The organism is Acrocarpospora sp. B8E8, assembly GCF_039871605.1.
Lineage (GTDB): Bacteria > Actinomycetota > Actinomycetes > Streptosporangiales > Streptosporangiaceae > Acrocarpospora > Acrocarpospora macrocephala.
Genome location: NZ_JBDPLV010000026.1, coordinates 58,936 through 77,131, shown reverse-complemented (window position 1 = coordinate 77,131; position 18,196 = coordinate 58,936). Strand labels below are relative to the sequence as shown.

General features: G+C 70.6%; 19 protein-coding genes. 16 read left to right on the top strand and 3 right to left on the bottom strand.

The window, feature by feature from the left end; all coding sequences use genetic code 11:
• Window positions 1-3: 3 nt before the first annotated feature.
• Window positions 4-852 (bottom strand): MHYT domain-containing protein, encoded by an 849-nt coding sequence (locus ABGB08_RS24615; protein ID WP_347594111.1) that lies wholly within the window; start codon window positions 850-852, stop codon window positions 4-6.
• A 175-nt stretch (window positions 853-1,027) separates the two neighbouring features.
• Here ABGB08_RS24615 and ABGB08_RS24610 point away from each other — a divergent pair, with 175 nt between their 5' ends.
• The 3 genes from ABGB08_RS24610 to thiI all read left to right on the top strand — a co-directional run bounded on the left by ABGB08_RS24610 (window position 1,028) and on the right by thiI (window position 4,153).
• Window positions 1,028-2,176 (top strand): DUF5931 domain-containing protein, encoded by a 1,149-nt coding sequence (locus ABGB08_RS24610; protein ID WP_347594226.1) that lies wholly within the window; start codon window positions 1,028-1,030, stop codon window positions 2,174-2,176.
• 96 nt (window positions 2,177-2,272) lie between these two features.
• Complete coding sequence (locus ABGB08_RS24605; RefSeq protein WP_347594109.1) at window positions 2,273-2,920, top strand: response regulator transcription factor; 648 nt, start codon at window positions 2,273-2,275, stop codon at window positions 2,918-2,920.
• Between the two features lie 36 nt (window positions 2,921-2,956).
• Window positions 2,957-4,153: a tRNA uracil 4-sulfurtransferase ThiI gene (gene thiI / locus ABGB08_RS24600; RefSeq protein ID WP_347594107.1), complete on the top strand. Its 1,197-nt coding sequence runs from the start codon at window positions 2,957-2,959 to the stop codon at window positions 4,151-4,153.
• 27 nt (window positions 4,154-4,180) lie between these two features.
• On the opposite strand, the gene aroF is transcribed toward thiI, so the two are convergent.
• The gene (gene aroF, locus ABGB08_RS24595; RefSeq protein ID WP_347594105.1) at window positions 4,181-5,215 is read right to left on the bottom strand and encodes a 3-deoxy-7-phosphoheptulonate synthase; all 1,035 of its coding nucleotides are present in this window, start codon (window positions 5,213-5,215) and stop codon (window positions 4,181-4,183) included.
• A 325-nt stretch (window positions 5,216-5,540) separates the two neighbouring features.
• Here aroF and ABGB08_RS24590 point away from each other — a divergent pair, with 325 nt between their 5' ends.
• The 5 genes from ABGB08_RS24590 (at window position 5,541) to ABGB08_RS24570 (ending at window position 9,843) form a co-directional block, all read left to right on the top strand.
• On the top strand, window positions 5,541-6,152 hold the full coding sequence (locus ABGB08_RS24590) for a sulfite oxidase-like oxidoreductase (RefSeq protein ID WP_155355791.1): 612 nt from the start codon (window positions 5,541-5,543) through the stop codon (window positions 6,150-6,152).
• Window positions 6,153-6,180: 28 nt separating this feature from the next.
• Window positions 6,181-7,281, top strand: coding sequence for a histidine kinase (locus tag ABGB08_RS24585; protein WP_347594103.1), 1,101 nt, complete (start codon window positions 6,181-6,183; stop codon window positions 7,279-7,281).
• 65 nt (window positions 7,282-7,346) lie between these two features.
• Window positions 7,347-8,093, top strand: coding sequence for a LytTR family DNA-binding domain-containing protein (locus tag ABGB08_RS24580; RefSeq protein ID WP_347594101.1), 747 nt, complete (start codon window positions 7,347-7,349; stop codon window positions 8,091-8,093).
• On the top strand, window positions 8,090-8,341 hold the full coding sequence (locus ABGB08_RS24575) for a hypothetical protein (protein ID WP_347594099.1): 252 nt from the start codon (window positions 8,090-8,092) through the stop codon (window positions 8,339-8,341). Before ABGB08_RS24580 ends, ABGB08_RS24575 begins: the two co-directional genes overlap by 4 nt.
• Window positions 8,341-9,843 (top strand): cation acetate symporter, encoded by a 1,503-nt coding sequence (locus tag ABGB08_RS24570; protein ID WP_347594097.1) that lies wholly within the window; start codon window positions 8,341-8,343, stop codon window positions 9,841-9,843. The genes ABGB08_RS24575 and ABGB08_RS24570 overlap by 1 nt, the downstream gene beginning before the upstream one ends.
• A 210-nt stretch (window positions 9,844-10,053) precedes the next feature.
• On the opposite strand, the gene ABGB08_RS24565 is transcribed toward ABGB08_RS24570, so the two are convergent.
• Window positions 10,054-10,887, bottom strand: a complete 834-nt coding sequence (locus tag ABGB08_RS24565; RefSeq protein ID WP_347594095.1) for a deoxyribonuclease IV — start codon at window positions 10,885-10,887, stop codon at window positions 10,054-10,056.
• 113 nt (window positions 10,888-11,000) lie between these two features.
• On the opposite strand from ABGB08_RS24565, the gene uraD reads away from it, so the two are divergent.
• From uraD to allB, 8 genes are all read left to right on the top strand, one after another.
• Window positions 11,001-11,474, top strand: coding sequence for a 2-oxo-4-hydroxy-4-carboxy-5-ureidoimidazoline decarboxylase (uraD, locus tag ABGB08_RS24560; RefSeq protein WP_347594093.1), 474 nt, complete (start codon window positions 11,001-11,003; stop codon window positions 11,472-11,474).
• Window positions 11,471-11,812, top strand: a complete 342-nt coding sequence (gene uraH, locus ABGB08_RS24555) for a hydroxyisourate hydrolase (RefSeq protein ID WP_155335348.1) — start codon at window positions 11,471-11,473, stop codon at window positions 11,810-11,812. The genes uraD and uraH overlap by 4 nt, the downstream gene beginning before the upstream one ends.
• A 2-nt stretch (window positions 11,813-11,814) precedes the next feature.
• The gene (gene pucL, locus ABGB08_RS24550) at window positions 11,815-12,666 is read left to right on the top strand and encodes a factor-independent urate hydroxylase (RefSeq protein ID WP_347594089.1); all 852 of its coding nucleotides are present in this window, start codon (window positions 11,815-11,817) and stop codon (window positions 12,664-12,666) included.
• Between the two features lie 3 nt (window positions 12,667-12,669).
• Complete coding sequence (locus tag ABGB08_RS24545; RefSeq protein ID WP_347594087.1) at window positions 12,670-13,524, top strand: xanthine dehydrogenase family protein subunit M; 855 nt, start codon at window positions 12,670-12,672, stop codon at window positions 13,522-13,524.
• On the top strand, window positions 13,524-13,997 hold the full coding sequence (locus ABGB08_RS24540) for a (2Fe-2S)-binding protein (protein WP_347594085.1): 474 nt from the start codon (window positions 13,524-13,526) through the stop codon (window positions 13,995-13,997). Before ABGB08_RS24545 ends, ABGB08_RS24540 begins: the two co-directional genes overlap by 1 nt.
• Window positions 13,994-15,322, top strand: a complete 1,329-nt coding sequence (locus ABGB08_RS24535) for an 8-oxoguanine deaminase (RefSeq protein ID WP_347594083.1) — start codon at window positions 13,994-13,996, stop codon at window positions 15,320-15,322. Before ABGB08_RS24540 ends, ABGB08_RS24535 begins: the two co-directional genes overlap by 4 nt.
• An 81-nt stretch (window positions 15,323-15,403) precedes the next feature.
• Window positions 15,404-16,633 carry a glycerate kinase gene (locus ABGB08_RS24530; protein WP_347594081.1) on the top strand — a complete coding sequence of 410 codons (1,230 nt, stop codon included), beginning with the start codon at window positions 15,404-15,406 and terminating at the stop codon, window positions 16,631-16,633.
• 209 nt (window positions 16,634-16,842) lie between these two features.
• Complete coding sequence (gene allB, locus ABGB08_RS24525; protein WP_347594224.1) at window positions 16,843-18,171, top strand: allantoinase AllB; 1,329 nt, start codon at window positions 16,843-16,845, stop codon at window positions 18,169-18,171.
• Window positions 18,172-18,196 lie beyond the last annotated feature (25 nt).

Genomic DNA, 18,196 nt, shown 5'->3' with positions numbered 1-18,196 from the left:
GGCCTACTGGTTCCTGGGCGTGAAGAGCGAGTCCTTCCGCGTGGGTTCCTGGACCGGCGGCGGTAGGGTCCCGTTCTGGCTCTGGCGGCGGCTCTCCAGCCGGGCCAGGATGGCGGCGTCCTCGCGCAGTTCCGCCGCCGAGGGGGACAGCAGCACCGCGAGCAGCAGGCCCACGGTCAGCAGGCTGATCCCCACCAGGAGCGGGAGCAGGAAGTCGATCGCCTCGGCGCCGCCGGTGGACAGGCCTTCCTGGAGGCGGACGCTCATCGCGTACATGCCGGTGAAGTGCATGCCGTTCACCGCGACGCCCATGATCAGGGCCGCGCCGATGGTGGCCAGCGCCCCCTCGACGCGCAGGGTGAACCAGAGGGCGACGGTCGCGGCCACGACGGCGATCAGCACGGAGATCGCCACGACCAGGATGTCGTAGTTCACCTGGCCGGACATGTTCATCGCGAACATGCCCGTGTAGTGCATGGCGGCCACGCCGACGCCGGTGATCAGCCCGCCCACCAGCAGCGGGAGCGCCCGGCCGCCGCCGCGCGAGACCACCAGCAGGCCGCCGAAGGCGACCGCGACGGCGATCACGAAGGACACGATCGTGAGCGGCACGTTGTAGCGGATCAGGGTGCCCGGGACGTCGAAGCCCATCATCGCGATGAAGTGCATGACCCAGATCCCGGTGCCGCCGATCGAGAGAGCGCCGCCGATGAGCCAGCGCACCCGCGCGGAGCCCTCGGCCGAGCGGGCCCGCGCGGTCAGCATGAGTCCTAGGAGCGATCCAACCACGGACATCAGGTAGGCGAGCACGGGCGTCACCCACCCATGTGCAAAGTGGTTGATATGTGACATGCATGCTCCTTTTGTACGGTTGAATTTTGGATTATGTCAGCCGAAAGTGCCGAATATCGCTGTGATTGATTACGGTTTGTCATACTTCTCGGCGACAAATGATGTCCGCGCCTTTATGTGATCATTGTCGGATTGTTTGGATGATCTGTCGGAGCCGTACATTGGGAGCGTGGCGATGGGGATCGAAGGGCCTTTCTGGCGGGCCATCGCGGTCTTCCGGATCGCGTCGCTGGGATACGCGGCGATCCTGCTGCTGCAGTCGGGCGGCTACGCCCACCCGGTGACCGGGTGGATCGTCATCGGCGTGATGGCCGGCTGGACCGCCGCCGCGACCTACGCCTACTCCGTCGAGGCGCTGCGCGGCTGGCCGCTGCTCACGCTCGACCTGCTGCTCAGCGCCGCCTGCCTGCTGTCCACCGTGTACGTCCAGGGGCCCCAGGCCACCGCGAACACCATGCCGGTCACCGCCACCTGGGTGGCCGCGCCGGTCCTGGCCTGGGGCGTGTACTCCGGGCGTCGCGGCGGGGGCGTCGCGGCGGCCGTGATGTCGGTGGCCGACCTGTGGCTGCGCGGCGTGCGCGGCTTCGACTTGGCCGCGGTGCCGGTCAACGGCGCGGTGCTGCTGTTCCTGGCCGGGATCGTGATCGGCCACGTGGCCCGGCTGGCCAAGCAGGCCGAGGAGCGCATGCAGCGGGCCATCGAGATCGAGGCCGCCGGACGGGAGCGGGAACGCCTGGCCCGGGGCATCCACGACTCGGTGCTCCAGGTGCTGGCGCTGGTCCAGCGGCGCGGCGCCGAGATCGGCGGCGAGGCGGCCGACCTGGGCCGCCTGGCCGGGGAGCAGGAGGCCGTGCTGCGCGAACTCATCCGATCAGGCCCTCGCCCCGACCGCTCCCTGCGCTCGCGCCGCCGTTTCGTGCCCGCCCGCCGCGCTCCGGCCGACCGCTCCGACCTGGGCGACGCCCTGCGCCGGTACGGCTCGGCCCAGGTCACCGTGGCCACCCCCGCCGACCCGGTGCCGCTCTCTCCACGCGCCGTGGACGAGCTCACCGCCGCCGTCGGCAACGCGCTGGACAACGTGCGCCGCCACTGCGGGGAGCACGCCCGCGCCTGGATCCTGGTGGAGAGCGAACCGGACCGGGTGGTCGTGACCGTCCGCGACGACGGGCCCGGCATCCCCGAGGGGCGGCTGGCGGCGGCGGCGGCCGACGGGCGGCTCGGGGTCTCCCAGTCGATCCGGGGCCGGGTCGCCGATCTCGGCGGGAGCGTCACCATCCTTTCTTCGTCGGACGGCACCGAGATCGAGATGTCGGTGCCGTTTTAATAAGAAAGGCGTGATCTGGACGGCCGCAACGGTGGGTCGCCTGATCGGCGGTGATGCGGCTGGCTATGGGACGGTTTTCTTGTTAATAGTGACGGCATGAGGGTCATGGTGGTGGACGATCATCCGATGTGGCGCGAGGGTGTGGCGCGGGATCTCGGAGAGGCCGGGTATGAGATCGTCGCGACCACGGGGCAGGGGCGGCAGGCCCTGCGCATCGCGGCGGCGGTCCGGCCCGAGCTGGTGATCCTCGATCTGCAACTGCCCGACCTGCCCGGGGTCGAGGTGGCGCGCGGGCTGGGGGCCTCCGAGCACCCGCCCCGGGTCCTGGTGCTGTCGGCCAGCGGCGAGCAGGACGACGTCCTCGAAGCCGTCAAAGCAGGCGCGTCCGGATATTTGGTGAAATCGGCGAGCCGGGAGGAGTTCCTGGACGCGGTCAAGCGGACCGCGGACGGGGACGCGGTGTTCACGCCCGGCTTGGCCGGTCTGGTGCTGGGCGAGTACCGGCGGCTGGCCGCCCAGCCCAAGGCCGCCGAGGACGACGGGCCGCGCCTCACCGACCGGGAGACCGAGATCCTGCGGCTGGTCGCGAAGGGGCTCTCCTACCGGCAGATCGCCGAGCGCCTGGTGCTCTCCCACCGGACGGTCCAGAACCACGTGCAGAACACGCTGAGCAAGCTCCAGCTGCACAACCGGGTGGAGCTGGTGCGATACGCGATCGAGAAGGGCCTGGCCGACCTGGACTAAAGTGGGAAGGTCGCACCCCTCCGGAGGAACGCAGCAATGACCATGACCGCGCTGGGCGAGCCCTGTGTTCTCCTCAAGCTTGGCGAAATCATCCTCAAGGGCCGGAACCGCGAGGTGTTCGAGCAGCGGCTGCGGGCCAACATCAAATTCGCGCTCAAGGACTATCAGCTCGACATCCGGCAGCGCCACGGCGTCGTCGCGCTGTTCCTGCCCGAGGGCACCGGCGTCGAGATCGCCGAGGCGGTCGCGGCCCGGGTCAGCGAGGTCCCCGGCATCGTCCTGGTCCACCTGGCCTGGCGCGTAGCCAAGGACCCCTCCGTGGTCACCAAAGCCGCGCTCGAACTGGTCAGGGACACCCCCGAGGTGGCCCGCAGGGCCCGCTTCGCGGTCCGCTCCCGCCGCCGCGACAAACGTTTCCCGCTGCGCTCCAGCGAGCTCGACCGCCTCGTCGGCGGCGAACTCCACGACGCCTACGGCCTGCCCGTCGACCTCAGCCACCCCGAGCTGACCGTCTCCATCGAGGTCGACCGCGACGAGGTCTTCCTCTACACCAACGGCCGTCCCGGCCAGGGCGGGCTCCCGGTCGGCTCCAGCGGTCGCGGCCTGGTCCTGATGTCCGGCGGCATCGACTCCCCGGTGGCCGCCTACCGGATGATGCGCCGCGGCCTGCGGGTGGACTTCCTGCACTTCTCCGGCATCCCGTTCACCACCTCGGAGTCGATCTACAAGGCGTATGCGCTGGTCCGCCGCCTGGACGCGTTCCAGGGCAGGTCCCGCCTCTGGGTGGTCCCGTTCGGGAAGGCCCAGCAGTCGATCCGCGCCTCGGGCCAGGACCGCCTGGCCATGATCGCCCAGCGCCGCCTGATGCTCAAGACGGCCGCCGAGGTGGCCCGCCGCCACAAGGCCAGCGCCCTGGTCACCGGCGACTCCCTCGGCCAGGTGTCCTCCCAGACCATGGCCAACATCGTCGCCCAGGAGAGCGCGGTGGACCTGCCGATCCTGCGCCCGCTCATCGGCCTGGACAAATCCGAGGTGATCGCCGAGGCCCGCCGCATCGGCACCCTGGAGATCTCCGAACTCCCGGACGAGGACTGCTGCACCCTCCTGGCCGCCAGGAACCCGGAACTCGCCGCGAAGATCGAGGACCTCAAACTCATCGAACGCCGTCTGGACGCGGAAGAACTCGCCTCGCAGCTCGCCGATTCCATCCAGGCGTACAAGCTCGACGCCTGAGCCCCGCCGGAGCGGGGCCAGGGATCGTCAAGCGGGGAGGGCGTCGCTGACCTGGGTGCGGCCCATCAGGGGCGGGAACGTGCGCATGATCTCGGCGAGGTCGTGGAGGTCGCCGTCGACGAGGGCTTGGGGGCCGTCGCACAGGGCCTGCTCCGGGTGGGGGTGCACGTCGATGATGATGCCGTCCGCGCCGACCGCGATGGCGGCGCGGGTGAGGGGGAGGACCAGGTCGCGGCGTCCGCCGGAGTGCGACGGGTCGATGACGACCGGCAGGTGGGAGAGGCGCTGGGCGACGGGGACGGCGGAGACGTCCAGGGTGTTGCGGGTGGCGGTCTCGAAGGTGCGGATGCCGCGCTCGCACAGGACGATGTCGAGATTGCCGCGCTGGGCGATGTACTCGGCGGACATCAGCCATTCCTCGATCGTGCCGCTCATGCCGCGCTTGAGCATGACCGGCTTCCCGGCCTTGCCGACGGCCTGCAGCAGCGCGAAGTTCTGCGTGTTGCGGGTGCCGACCTGGAGCATGTCCGCGTAGGAGGCCACCAGCGGCACGTCATGGGCGTCCATCACCTCGGTGACGATCGGCAACCCGGTCTGCTCCCGCACCTCCGCCAGGATGCGCAGGCCCGCCTCGCCCAGCCCCTGGAACGCGTACGGCGAGGTCCGCGGCTTGTACGCGCCCCCGCGCAGCAGCGACGCCCCCGCCGCCTTCGCCATCTGGGCGGCCTCAAGCGTCTGCTGCGGCGTCTCCACCGCGCACGGCCCCGCGATCAGCGTGACCGTGTCAGGACCGATCGGCACCCCGCCCACCCGGATCGTCGACCGTTCCGGATGGTTCTCCCGGCTCACCAGCTTGAACGGCGTCGACACCCGCATCACCTCGGCGACCCCGCGTTGCCCGCCCAGGTTGAGCGCCGTGAACCGCTCCACATCCCCGATGAGCCCGATGATGGTACGGCTCACGCCGCGCGACACGAACGCCTCACCCCCCGCCGTGCCGACCAGGGAGACGATCTCCTCGATGTCCTCAAGGGTGGCCGTGGGGGCCATGACGATGACCATGATTTCTCTCCTCATACGCGGAAAGCCCCGAGTCCGATCCGGACCCGGGGCTTTCGTTCGCCGTTGGCTGCTAGCGCAACACGCGGTGGCGAACGGTCCTCACGGGTCCGTCGCCATACCAAAACGAAGAAGTTGACATATTTCTCACATGCGTAGCTGTTCTCATTTTGACCTCGATGAAGGGCAGCACCTGGGCACCGCGACACTACGCATGTGAGAAATATATCGCACTCCCTCCGGTCCGGCCAGTGAGTTGATCAACGTGTGAGATGGCGGGAAATGACCCGGTGGGTGAGCGCTTTCTGGTGGATGGCAGGATGGGCGGGTGCCGGAGTTTCCTGAGGAGGAGAGCCGCCTGCCCCCCGGGCAGTACATTCCGCGCGGCAGGCCGGTCATCCACTACGGCAGAGTGCCGGCGTTCCGGCCGCAGACGTGGCGCTTCCAGGTCTTCGGCGCCACGGCCGGCGGGCAGACGCCCGCGTACACGTGGGAGGAGTTCGCGGCCCTGCCGCGGACCACCGTGATGGCCGACTTCCACTGCGTGACCAAGTTCTCGATCATGGGGAACGAGTGGGCGGGCATCCCGGCGCGCGCCCTGCTGGCGGCGGTGCCCCCCGCGCCCGGCGTGCGGCATGTCATGGTCTGGGCGGAGTACGGCTACAGCGCCAACCTCCGCATGAGCGACTTCGACCGCGAGACCACCCTGTTCGCCACCGACCTGGACGACAAGCCGCTGAGCCCCGAGCGGGGCTTCCCGGTCCGGGTGGTCGTGCCGCACCTGTACGCGTGGAAGAGCGTCAAATGGGTGCGCGGCATCGAATACCTGACCGAGGACCGGCGCGGCTTCTGGGAGGAGCGCGGCTACCACAACATCGCCGACCCCTGGCGGGAGCAGCGGTACTCATACCAGGAGGACCCGGGCGAGGGACCGCCCTAGCGGGCCGCCTGCCGCTACGGTGGCCCGCGTGTCCGTCACCGTGTGGTTACTCGTGTGCGCGCTCTGTGGCCTGTCCGGGTTCTGGGTCTCCCGGCGCAGGCCCCCGGCGGGTGAGCCGGCCGCGTTCGCCACGTTGCGGGTCGCGGGGCGGGCCGCGCCCTCGTTGCGTACGGGTCTGACCCGGGAGTCGGCGCGCAAGGCCGTCCGGCATCTGCGGTGCCTGCTGGGGACGGCGTCGCTGGTGGTGACCTCGACCGACCAGGTGCTCGCGGGGGCGGGGGAGCGGCGGCCTGGTGACGCGCAGGCGCTGGCGGGGGCGCGGGCGGTGCTGGCGAGCGGGCGGACCCACCTGGTGGACGGGGGCGTGGTGGTGCCGCTGATGGTGGCCGGGCGGGTGGTGGGGGCGCTGGTCGCCTCTGACGCCGAGGTCACCGCGGCGCTGGTGCGGACGGTGATCGAGGTCGCTCGCTGGGTGTCGGGGCAGCTGGAGCTGGCCGAGCTGGATCAGTCGCGGCGGCGGGCGGTGGCCGCGGAGACCCGGGCGTTGCGGGCACAGATCTCCCCGCATTTCGTGTACAACTCGCTGACGACGATCGCGTCGTTCGTCCGTACGGATCCGGAGCGGGCGCGGGAGTTGCTGGTGGACTTCGCGGATTTCGCCCGGTATTCGCTGCGCCGGGCCCGGGATTTCACCACCCTGGCGGACGAGCTGACCTGCGTGGACCGTTACCTGCTGCTGGAGCGGGCCAGGTTCGGCGACCGGCTGCGGTTCAGCGTGCAGGTCGCGCCGGAGGTGCTGGCGGTGCCGGTGCCGTTCCTGTGCCTGCAGCCGCTGGTGGAGAACGCGATCAAGCACGGCATGCCGGGCGAGGTGCGGGTGGTGATCAGGGACGCCGGTCCTGAGGCGCACATCTCGATCGAGGACGACGGGGTGGGCATGGAGCCGGGCCGGGTGCGGGCCGTGCTGGCCGAGGATCACGAGGGCGGGATCGGGCTCAGCAACGTGGACTCGCGGCTGCGGCAGATCTACGGCCAGGCGTACGGGCTCGTGGTCGAGACCGCGCCGGGGAAGGGCACCAGGATCCGGCTGCGAGTACCGAAATATCGCCCGGCCCATGGCTCGTTGTAGTCAAATGATTACTGAATGCTGGCGTGTCGCTTGCGGTCGCGCCGCGCGCGCGGCACGGTGTGCAGATGCTGCGTGTTCTGGCCGTTGACGACGAGGCGCCGGCGCTGTCGGAGCTGTCCTACCTGCTCCGCGAGGACGCGCGGGTGGGGCATGTGGCCACGGCCCCCGACGGCGTGAAGGCGCTGCAGGACATGGTCCAGATGATCGGCGCGGGGGAGCGGCTGGACGGCGTCTTCCTGGACGTCCGCATGCCGGGCCTGAACGGCCTCGACCTGGCCCGCCTGATCGGCGGCTTCCCCGCCCCGCCCCGGCTGGTGTTCGTGACCGCGCACGACGACTGCGCGGTGCAGGCGTTCGAGCTCGAAGCGGTGGACTACCTGCTCAAACCGGTGCGTCCGGAGCGCCTGACCGAAGCGGTCCGCCGCCTGTCCGCGGCCATCGCCGCGCCCGGCGCCGACGAGGCGGTCATGGACGTGATCCCCGTGGAGCTGGGCGGCCGGACCCGCTTCATCCCCCAGCAGGCGGTCTGGTACGCCGAGGCGCAGGGCGACTACGTGCGGCTGCACACCGCCGACGGCGGCTTCCTGGTGCGGATGTCGCTGAGCGCGCTGGAACGCCGCTGGGCCGGTTCCGGCTTCATCCGCGCCCACCGCAGCACGCTGGTCAACGCCCGGCACGTCAGCGAGCTCCGCTTCGACGCGGGCCGGGCGCTGCTCCGGGTGGGCACCGAGACCCTGCCGGTCAGCCGCCGCCACACCCGCCAGGTCCGCGAGCAGCTCGTCCGCCAGTACCGCGGCGGGGACGGGCAGTGACCCGCGCCGAGCGCGACGACGCCCTGACGGCTTCGATCATGCGCCGCCAGCTCCGCGAGGCGCTGCGCACGCTGGCGGTGGTGGCGGGCGTCTTCGCGGCCCTGCCCGCGCTGCTGGCGGTGCTCCCGCGAGGGTCCGCGGCGACCTGGGTGATCCTTGGGGCGGGCGTGCCGCCGATCTGGGTGGCGGTGGCCTGGTGGCATGTCCGCCGCGCGGAGCGCGCCGAGGCCCGGGAGCGGGAGGGCTGATGTGGACTGCCGTGGCGGCGACGCTGGGCGGGGTGGTGTGCGTGCTGGTGGCGTCGGTGGTGGTCGGCACGATACGGCCCCGGCGGTATTCGACCCCGGCGGACTTCTACGTCGCGGCCCGCGCGGTCCGGCCCTGGTGGAACGCGTCGGCGATCAGCTCGGAGTACACCTCCGCCGCCGTGTATCTCGGCCTGGTCGGGCTGATCGCGGCGCACGGGCGGCCGATGCTCTGGTATTCGGTGGGGGCCGCGGCCGGGTTCGTCGTGCTGCTCGTGCTGGTGGTGGCGCCGCTGCGCAGGTCCGGGACGTACACGCTGGCCGACTTCGCCCAGTGGCGGCTGGGTTCGGTGCACGTGCGGCGGGTGGTGACCGTGCTCGTCCTGTTCATCGGGCTTGTCCACCTGGTGGCTCAGCTGCACGCGGCCGGGCTGGTGCTGCGGCTGCTGACCGGCCTGCCGCCGTGGACCGGCTGGCTGGCCGTCACCGTCGTCGTGCTGGTGGTGGCGCTGGCGGGCGGGATGGGCAGCAGCACCGGCGTGCAGGCGCTGCAGTTCTGGTTCAAGCTCGGCTCGCTGGCCGGGGTGGCGGCCGTGCTCGGGGTGATCTGGTGGAACCGTCCGAGCCACCCGCCGTCGGGCCCGGTGTATGTCACGCAGACGCTGGCCGGGGCCGGTGATCCGTCCACGCTGGGCCTGGTGACCGTGCTGACGGCCTCGGCGCTGGGGGTGATGGGGTTGCCGCACATCGTGGTGCGCTTCTATGCCAATCCGGACGGCCGGGCGGCTCGCCGTACCGTGGTGGGGGTGCTGGCCATGCTGAGCGTGTTCTCCGTGATGCCCGCCGTGTACGGCCTGCTGGGCCGCTGGTACGCGCCGCCCCGGATCCCCACCGACCAGGTGCTCCTGCTGCTGCCCTCCCTGATGGCCCCAGGATGGCTCGGGGATGTGCTGACCGGGCTGCTGGCGGCGGGAGCCTTCGCGGCGTTCCTGGCGACCTCCTGCGGGGTGCTGGTGGCGGTCGGCGGCACGCTCTCCACCAGCCTGTTCAACGGCGGCGTGGGCGGCTTCCGGCGCGGGGTGCTGCTGGTCGCCGGGGGCGCTCTCGTGCTCGTCTGGGCCACCCCGCCGGGGGCGTCGATCCTGCTGGTGCTGCTGGCGTTCGGGCTGTCGGCGGCCACGCTGTGCCCGCTGCTGGTGCTGGGCGTGTGGTGGCGGGGCCTGTCCGTGCCTGGCGCGCTGGCCGGGCTGCTCACCGGGGCGGGGGTGACGGCCGCGCTGGTGGCCGTGCGATTCGCCAGCCCCTCTTTCACGCCCCTCTGGCGTTACCCCGCGCTGGTCGCGGTGCCCGCCGCGTTCGCGGTCATGGTGGCGATCTCGCTGGTCACGCGGCATCGGGTGCCCGCGGGCACGGCCGCGCTGCTGGCCAGGATGCACCTGCCGGAGGAACTGGCGACGCCGGAAATCGACCGCTCGTCGCTCACCGGAAGCCGCTCGTCGTGGTAGCCGGACCCGCAGAACGCGAACTTCCGACCACTCGTCCGAAGCGGGTTTCACCCCTCTGATCACGCGCCGTAATGTTTCGCCTCGCGAGCCGCGCCGCCGGCCTCACTCGGGGGGGTAGGACGGCGGCGCGGAGCGACGGGAGCGCCCGCGGCGGCGGCCACGATCCGGCCATACGGGGGGAGGCCGGATCGAGGGCCGCGGGCGTTCCCGTCACCCGCGCAGCTTCTTCAGCAGGTCGATGTCCTCGCGGTGCTTGTCGGCCTTGCCGGGCGTCTCGATGCAGAGCGACACCCCGTCCGCGACCGGATGGCGCATCAGGTCGGCGAACGGCTGCGCGCCGATGTGACCGGCCCCGATGTTCTCGTGCCTGTCCTTCTTCGACCCGCACACGTCCTTGCAGTCGTTGGCGTGGATCAGCTTCAGCCGGCCGGGCGCCACCTGGTTCAGCTCCTCCAGCATCTTCGCCACCCCGCCGGGGGCGGCCAGATCGTGACCGGCGGCGAACATGTGGCAGGTGTCCAGGCAGATACAGGCCCGCGGATGGAAGTCCAGCGCCTCCAGGTAGGGCCCCAGATCCTGGACGGTCGCGCACAACATCTGCCCCTGCCCGGCCATCGGCTCGAGCAGCAGGTCGGGCCCGTCGTCCGGGATCTCGTCCAGCAGCGGCAGCAACTGCTCGCGCACCTGCCGCAGCGCCGCCTCCCGCGTCTGGCTGACCGCGGACCCGGTGTGCACGACCACGCCTCGCGCGCCGATCTCGGCGCCCCGCCGCAGCGTGTGCCGGACCAGCGTCACCGAGCCGGTCATGGTGGCCTCGGTCGGCGAACCGAAATTCACCATGTACGGCGTGTGCGCGAAAACCGGCAGCCCCGCCTCACGGAGTTTGGCGTCCTCAGCGGGAATGCCCTCGTTCACCGCCCACGCACGCGGGTTGGTGACGAAGACCTGGATCATCTCGGCGCCGATCTCGGCCGCGTACCGCAGGCCGCCGGTGGCCAGCCCGCCCGCGACGGACACGTGCCCGCCAATGGGATTGTTCGTCATAGTGGGCTCCAGCGTAGTTGGAGCAAGCTACAAAACCGGCCAGTCGACAGGGCCGCAGGCTCGGAGTTCCGGTTCCTAGCCCTGGCCGCCGGTGGCGGTGTCTACTTGCTCCCATGCGCGAATTCGGCCGCCCTGACCTGCTCGCCTGCTGCGCGTCCCCGCGGTGGGCCGACGCGGTGCTGGCGCTCGCGCCGTACCGGACTGTGGGGGAGCTGACGGCGGCGGGGGAGGCGGCGCTGGCCGGGCTAAGCTGGGAGGACGTCCTGGAGGCGCTGGCCGCGCACCCCAGGATCGGGGACCGCGCCGCCGGGGCCGATCGCGAGGCGTCCTGGTCCCGCTCCGAACAGGCCGGCACGGCACACGCCGACGCCGCCATCCTGGGCGCGCTCCGCCAGGGCAACGAGGCGTACGAGCGGCGGTTCGGCCACGTCTACCTGATCTGCGCCACCGGCCGCCCCGCCGAGGAGATGCTCGACCTGCTGCTGGCCCGCCTCGCCAACGACCCGGACGTGGAACGGAAGATCGTCAGAGACGAGCTCGGCAAGATCGTCAAGCTCCGGCTGGCCAAGCTGTGGGAGGGCCGATGACACTCTCGACACACGTGCTCGACACCGCGCGCGGATGCCCCGCCAAGGATGTGTTCGTCCGCCTGTCCTGCCGGGCCGCGCACGGGTTCGTGCCGCTGGCGGAGGGCCGCACCGACGAGGACGGCCGGATCAGGGAGTGGTCGCCGCTCGGCCGGGAGTGGACCGGCAAGCTGGACGAGGCCACCTACCGGCTGGTCTTCGACACGGCCGGCTACCTCGGCGAGGACGCGTTCTTCCCGGAGGTCAGCATCGTCTTCACGATCGGCGACGCCACCGCGCATCACCACGTCCCGCTGCTACTGAGCCCGTTCGGCTACTCGACATATCGGGGGAGTTAGTTTTGTTCGTCCTGGGCCCGAACCGGTACGGCAAGGCCGAGACCCGGGTGGTCCGCGTCACCAAGCACGGCGACGCCCACCACATCAAGGACCTCAACGTCAGCACGGCGCTGTCCGGCGACATGACCGACGTGCACCTGTCCGGCGACAACGCCGCCATCCTGGCCACCGACACGCAGAAGAACACGGTGTTCGCGTTCGCCAAGAAGCACGGCATCGGCGCGGCCGAGGACTTCGCGCTGCTGCTGGCCCGGCACTTCGTCGACTCCCAGCCGACCATTCACCGGGCGCGGGTGGCCATCGACGAGTACGGCTGGGACCGCCGTGGCGGCCACTCCTTCGCCCGCAACGGCCGCGAGACCCGCACCTGCGTCGTGCACTACGACGGCGACCAGGCGTGGGTGGTCTCCGGGCTGAAGGATCTGGTCCTGCTCAACACCACCAATTCCGAGTTCTGGGGTTTCGTCCGGGACGAGTACACGACCCTGCCGGAGACCAGGGACCGCATCCTGGCGACGGCTGTGACGGCGACGTGGCGGCACTCTGGCACCTCGGACTGGGACAAGTCCTACGAGAAGGCGCGCCAAGCGCTGATGGCCGCGTTCGCCGACACCTACAGCCTGTCCCTGCAGCAGACCCTGTACGCGATGGGCTCCCGCGTCCTCACCGAATGCCCTGAGATCGCCGAAGTCCGGCTCGAACTGCCGAACAAGCACCACTTCCTGGCCGATCTGTCGCCGTTCGGGCTCGACAACGACGGTGAGGTGTTCTTCGCGGCCGATCGTCCGTACGGGCTGATCGAGGGTGCGGTGCTGCGCGAGGGCGCGCCCGACGCCGGACCGGCCTGGGAGTAGGCCATGGACTTCCTGCGACCCACCACCTGGGCGGAGGCGCTGGCCGTCAAGGCCGAACGCCCGGAGGCCACGCCCATCCAGGGCGGCACCGACGTCATGGTCGAGATCAACCTGGACAAGGGGCGTCCGGCCGCGCTGCTCGACCTCAACCCGATCGCCGAGCTCCGGGACTGGACGTCCGAGGACGGCTGGCTGCGGATCGGGGCGGGGGTCAGCTACACGCGGCTCATCGACGAGTTGGGTAGCTGGCTGCCGGGGCTCGCGCAGGCGTCCCGCACGGTCGGGTCGCCGCAGATCCGCAACCGGGGGACGGTGGCGGGCAATCTGGGCGCGGCCTCCCCGGCCGGGGACAGCCATCCGCCGTTGCTGGCCTCGGACGCGATCGTCGAGGCCGAGTCGGTGCGCGGTGTCCGGATGATTCGGATCGGTGACTTCTACACGGGGGTCAAGCGCAACGCGCTCGAACCAGATGAGCTGATTCGCGCCGTGCGGGTGCCGTACGCGGATGGCCCGCAGTACTTCTCCAAGATCGGAACCAGGAACGCGATGGTGATCGCGGTCTGCTCGTTCGCGATCGCCCTGCACCCGGGCCGGCGCGCGGTCGGGACCGGTATCGGCTCGGCGGCGCCGACCCCGCGCCGGGCCATCGAAGCCGAGGAGTTCCTGGCGGGGGAGCTGGACTGGGCGGGGCGGTCTGCGGTGCCGCCGGAGACCGTGCGCCGGTTCGGCGAGCTGGTCGCTCAGGCGGCGTCGCCGATCGACGACGTGCGGGGGAGCCGCGACTACCGGGTGCACGCGCTGGCCGTGATGGCGCGGCGCACGCTTGGCTGGGCCTGGACGGAATACAGGGGGACCTGATGCGGGTGAACGTGACCGTCAACGGCGAGGCGATGACCGCCGACGACGTGTGGGAGGGCGAGAGCCTGCTGTACGCGTTGCGTGAGCGGCTGGGGCTTCCGGGTGCGAAGAACGCTTGTGAGCAGGGTGAATGCGGGTCCTGCACGGTCTATCTGGATGGCGTGCCGGTGTGTGCCTGCCTGGTCGCCGTCGGGCAGGCCGAGGGCCGCTCCGTGATCACCGTGGAAGGGCTGGCCGACGGGGACGATCTAGATCAGGTGCAGCGCGCGTTCGTCGAGTGCGGGGCCGTGCAGTGCGGGTTCTGCACGCCGGGGCTGATCGTGCAGGCGCACTCGCTGATCGCGTCGTCGTCCGGGGTGCCGGAGGACGCGGAGATCAGGGAGGCGCTGGCGGGGAACCTGTGCCGGTGCACGGGTTACGAGAAGATCCTTGACGCGGTACGGCTGGCGGCCGCCAGGAAGGCCGCGTCGTGATCGTCATCGAGAACGTGTACGTCGTGCCGGTGACCGGGGCGGAGATTCCGTCCGGATATATCGCCATTGATGGGGATCGGATCGCGGCGGTGGGTGCGGGGCCGTACGAGGGGGAAGGGGAACGCGTCGATGGGCGGGGGCGCCTGGCGACGCCTGGATTTGTCAACACTCATCATCATCTGTACCAGTGGGCGTCGCAGGGGGTGACGCCGGACGGGACGTTGTTCGAGTGGCTGGTGGCCAGTTACCGGCTGTGGGGGCGGATGGACGCCGAGGTCGTGCACGGGGCGGCGACGGCGGGGCTGGGGTGGCTGGCGAAGTCGGGGTGCACGACGGCGTCCGATCATCACTACATCTTTCCGAAGGGGCGTGGGGATCTCTTCGACGCGGAGATTCAGGCGGCGCGGGAGGTGGGGCTGCGGTTCCATCCGGGGCGGGGGTCGATGGATCGGGGGCGGTCGCAGGGTGGGCTGCCGCCGGACGAGGTCGTCGAGTCGATGGACGACATCCTGAGCGCTACGGAAGCGGCAGTCCGGAAATATCATGATCCGTCGTTCGGGTCGATGCTGCGGATCGCGGTCGCGCCGTGCTCGCCGTTCTCGGTGAGCGGGCAGTTGATGATCGAGTCGGCTGAGCTGGCGCGGTCGATGGGGGTGCGGCTGCACACGCACGGGGCGGAGACGCTGGACGAGGACGAGCACTGCAAGGAGCAGTTCGGGATGCTGCCCGTGCAGTATCTGGAGTCGCTCGGCTGGCTCGGGCCTGATGTGTGGCTGGCGCACTGCGTGCACCTCACCGATGACGACATCCGGCGTTTCGCGGCGACCGGCACGGGGACCGCGCACTGCCCGTCCTCCAACGGGCGGCTCGGCGCGGGGATCGCCCGGGTGAGCGAGTTGATGCGGGCGGGCGCGCCGGTCGGGTTGGGGGTGGACGGCGCGGCCTCCAGCGAGATGACGCCGCTGGCTGGGGAGATCAGGATGGCCATGCTGCTCCAGCGCGCCCGGTACGGGCCGGACGCGCTGACCGCGCGGCAGGCGCTGGAGATGGCCACCATGGGCGGGGCGCGGTGTCTCGGGCGGGCGGACGAGATCGGGTCGCTGGAGGTGGGCAAGCTCGCTGATGTCGCGTTGTGGCGGGTGGATGGGTTCTATGCCGCGATCGACGATCCGGTGGTCGCGTTCGCGTACGGGCAGACGCCGCCACTGGCTCGGTTGATCGTCGGGGGGAAGACCGTGGTCGAGGACGGGGAGTTGCGGACTGTGAGCGATCAGGTCGCCGCCGAGGCGGGGGCGGTGGCGCATCGGCGGCTGCTGGCGAACTGATCATGGTGGGCTGGGTGGGGCGGGCGTCGCCGGGGGCGGGATGATGAGGGGTCATCCGCTGCCGAGTCTGAGGTCGCCGTCATGAGAGATCACGACAAGAGAGATCACGTCGTCATCGCGCCGGACAAGTTCAAGGGGTCGCTGACCGCGCCGGAGGTGGCCGCTCATGTGGCCGCGGGACTGGGGGTGCCCGCCGTGCTGCTTCCGGTGGCGGATGGGGGCGATGGGACCGTGGACGCTGTCGTGGCTTGTGGGTTCGTACGGGTAGAGGTTGAGGTCACGGGGCCGACGGGGGAGCGGGTGGTGGCTTCGTACGCGACTCAGGGGGAGACGGCGGTCATCGAGATGGCTGACGCGTCTGGGTTGCGGAGGTTGTCCGGGGGGCTCGCGCCGCTGGCGGCGACGAGTTATGGGACGGGAGAGTTGATCGCGCACGCGGTTCGGGGTGGGGCGCGGAGGATCGTGCTCGGGCTCGGGGGGAGCGCCTGCACGGACGGAGGCGTCGGGCTGGCCCAGGCGCTCGGCGCACGATTCCTGGACGAAACCGGCAATGAGCTCCCGTTCGGGGGAGGGGCGCTCCGCGACCTCACCCACATCGACATTTCCGGATTTATGGCGGGAATTCGCGAAATTTCAGGACATGAGGCTGGGGGTGGGCATCATCATGCGAGCGATGCTGTCGCCGGGCTGGAGTTCGTGGTCGCCAGCGATGTGGACAATCCCTTGCTCGGGCCGTTCGGGGCGGCCGCCGTCTACGGGCCGCAGAAGGGGGCGGATCCGGACCAGGTGAAGGTCCTGGAGGCCGGGCTGGCCCGATTGGCGGCCGTCGCCGCGCACACGCACGGACTCGCCGGGGCGATCGAGCATGACGGCGTCGTCCGCAGCATGGGCGTGGCCGGGCAGCCTGGAGCGGGAGCCGCCGGCGGCGTCGGATTCGCGGCACTCGCCTTCCTGCACGCCGAGATCCGGCCAGGCATCGAATACCTGCTCGACCTGCTCGACTTCGACCGCCACGTCCAAGGCGCCCGCCTGGTGATCACCGGCGAGGGTTCCCTCGACGAGCAGTCCCTGCGCGGCAAGGCCCCCATCGGCGTCGCCAACGCCGCCGCCCGCCACGGCGTCCCCGTCGTCGCCGTCTGCGGCCGCCGCACCATCTCGGACGAGGCCCTCCGCAAGGCCGGCATCGAGGAGGCGTACGCACTGACCGACATCGAACCCGACGTCCAGGTCTGCATGACCACGCCAGGTCCGCTACTGGAACGTCTCGCTGTACGTATCGCCACGACCCGGTTGGAGGACATTGGTGAGTGAGTTCGACCTGGTCGTACGGTCTGGGTGGGCGGTTGCCCCGGATCGGGCGCTGGTGGTTGGGGGATCGAGTGAGCTCGACCGGGTCGTACGGTCTCGGCGGGCGGTTGTCCCGGGTTGGGCGCTGGCGGTTGGGGGATTGGTGAGTCAGCTCGACCGGGTCGTACGGTCTGGGTGGGCGGTTGTCCCGGATCGGGCGCTGGTGGTTGGGGATATCGGTGAGTGAGTTCGACCTGGTTGTGCGGTCCCGGCGCGTGGTTCTTCCGGATGGGGAGCGGGCGCTGACGGTAGCCGTACGGGATGGGCGGATCGCGGCCCTCGCGGGCTACCACGAACCGCCGCCCGCGCGGGAGACGGTGGATCTCGGCGAGGTCGCGCTGCTGCCCGGCCTCGTGGACACGCACGTACACGTGAACGAACCCGGGCGTACCCACTGGGAGGGCTTCGCGTCCGCGACCCGGGCGGCGGCCGCCGGGGGAGTCACCACGATCGTCGACATGCCGCTCAACTCGCTCCCGCCCACGACCACGGTGTACGCCCTGGAGATCAAGAAGAAGGCCGCCGAGGGCCAGTGCCACGTGGACGTCGGCTTCTGGGGCGGCGCGATCCCCGCCAACCTCGACGCCCTCGAACCCCTCCTCGCCGCCGGCGTCTTCGGCGTCAAATGTTTCCTCTCGCCATCAGGCGTCGACGAGTTCCCCGCCCTCGATCCCGACCAGCTCATCAAGGCGATGCGCCGCCTCGCCACCCTTGACGGCCTGCTGATCGTGCACGCGGAAGACCCCGCCACCCTCACCGACCCCCTCGGCCCGACATATCCAGAATTCCTGGATTCACGCACCCAGGACGCCGAACTCCGCGCGGTCGAACGCGTGATCGACGCGGCGGTCCTGACCGGCTGCCGCGCCCACATCGTCCACATCTCAGCGGGATCCTGCGTCGAGCCCCTCCGCCGCGCCCAGCAGTCCGGGATCCGCGTCACCGCCGAAACCTGCCCCCACTATCTCACCCTCAGCGCCGAGGACGTCACCAGCCCCGCCTTCAAGTGCTGCCCTCCCATCAGGGAATCCACCAACCGCGACACCCTCTGGCACGGCCTCGCCACCGGCACCCTCATGGGCATCGTCTCCGACCACTCCCCCTGCCCCGCCGACCTCAAAGGCCTGACCACCCACGACTACACCTCCGCCTGGGGCGGCATCGCCTCCCTCCAACTCGGCCTCCCCATCATCTGGACCGAAGCCCTCTCCCGCGGGTACGGCCTCCCAGACGTCGCCAAGTGGATGTCCACCGCCCCCGCCGCCCTGGTCGGCCTCCCCACCAAGGGCACGATCACCATCGGCAACGACGCCGACCTGGTCGCCTTCGACCCCACCGGCAAGTTCACCGTGAACGCCACCAAACTCCACCACAAGAACCCCGTCACCCCGTACGACGGCCACAAACTCACCGGCATCGTCCAAACCACCTGGCTACGCGGCCAAACCATCGACGCCCAGGCACAGGGCCAATTCCTCTTCTCTCCACACCACCAATCATGATCAAGCGAAATCACGACCCGTCACT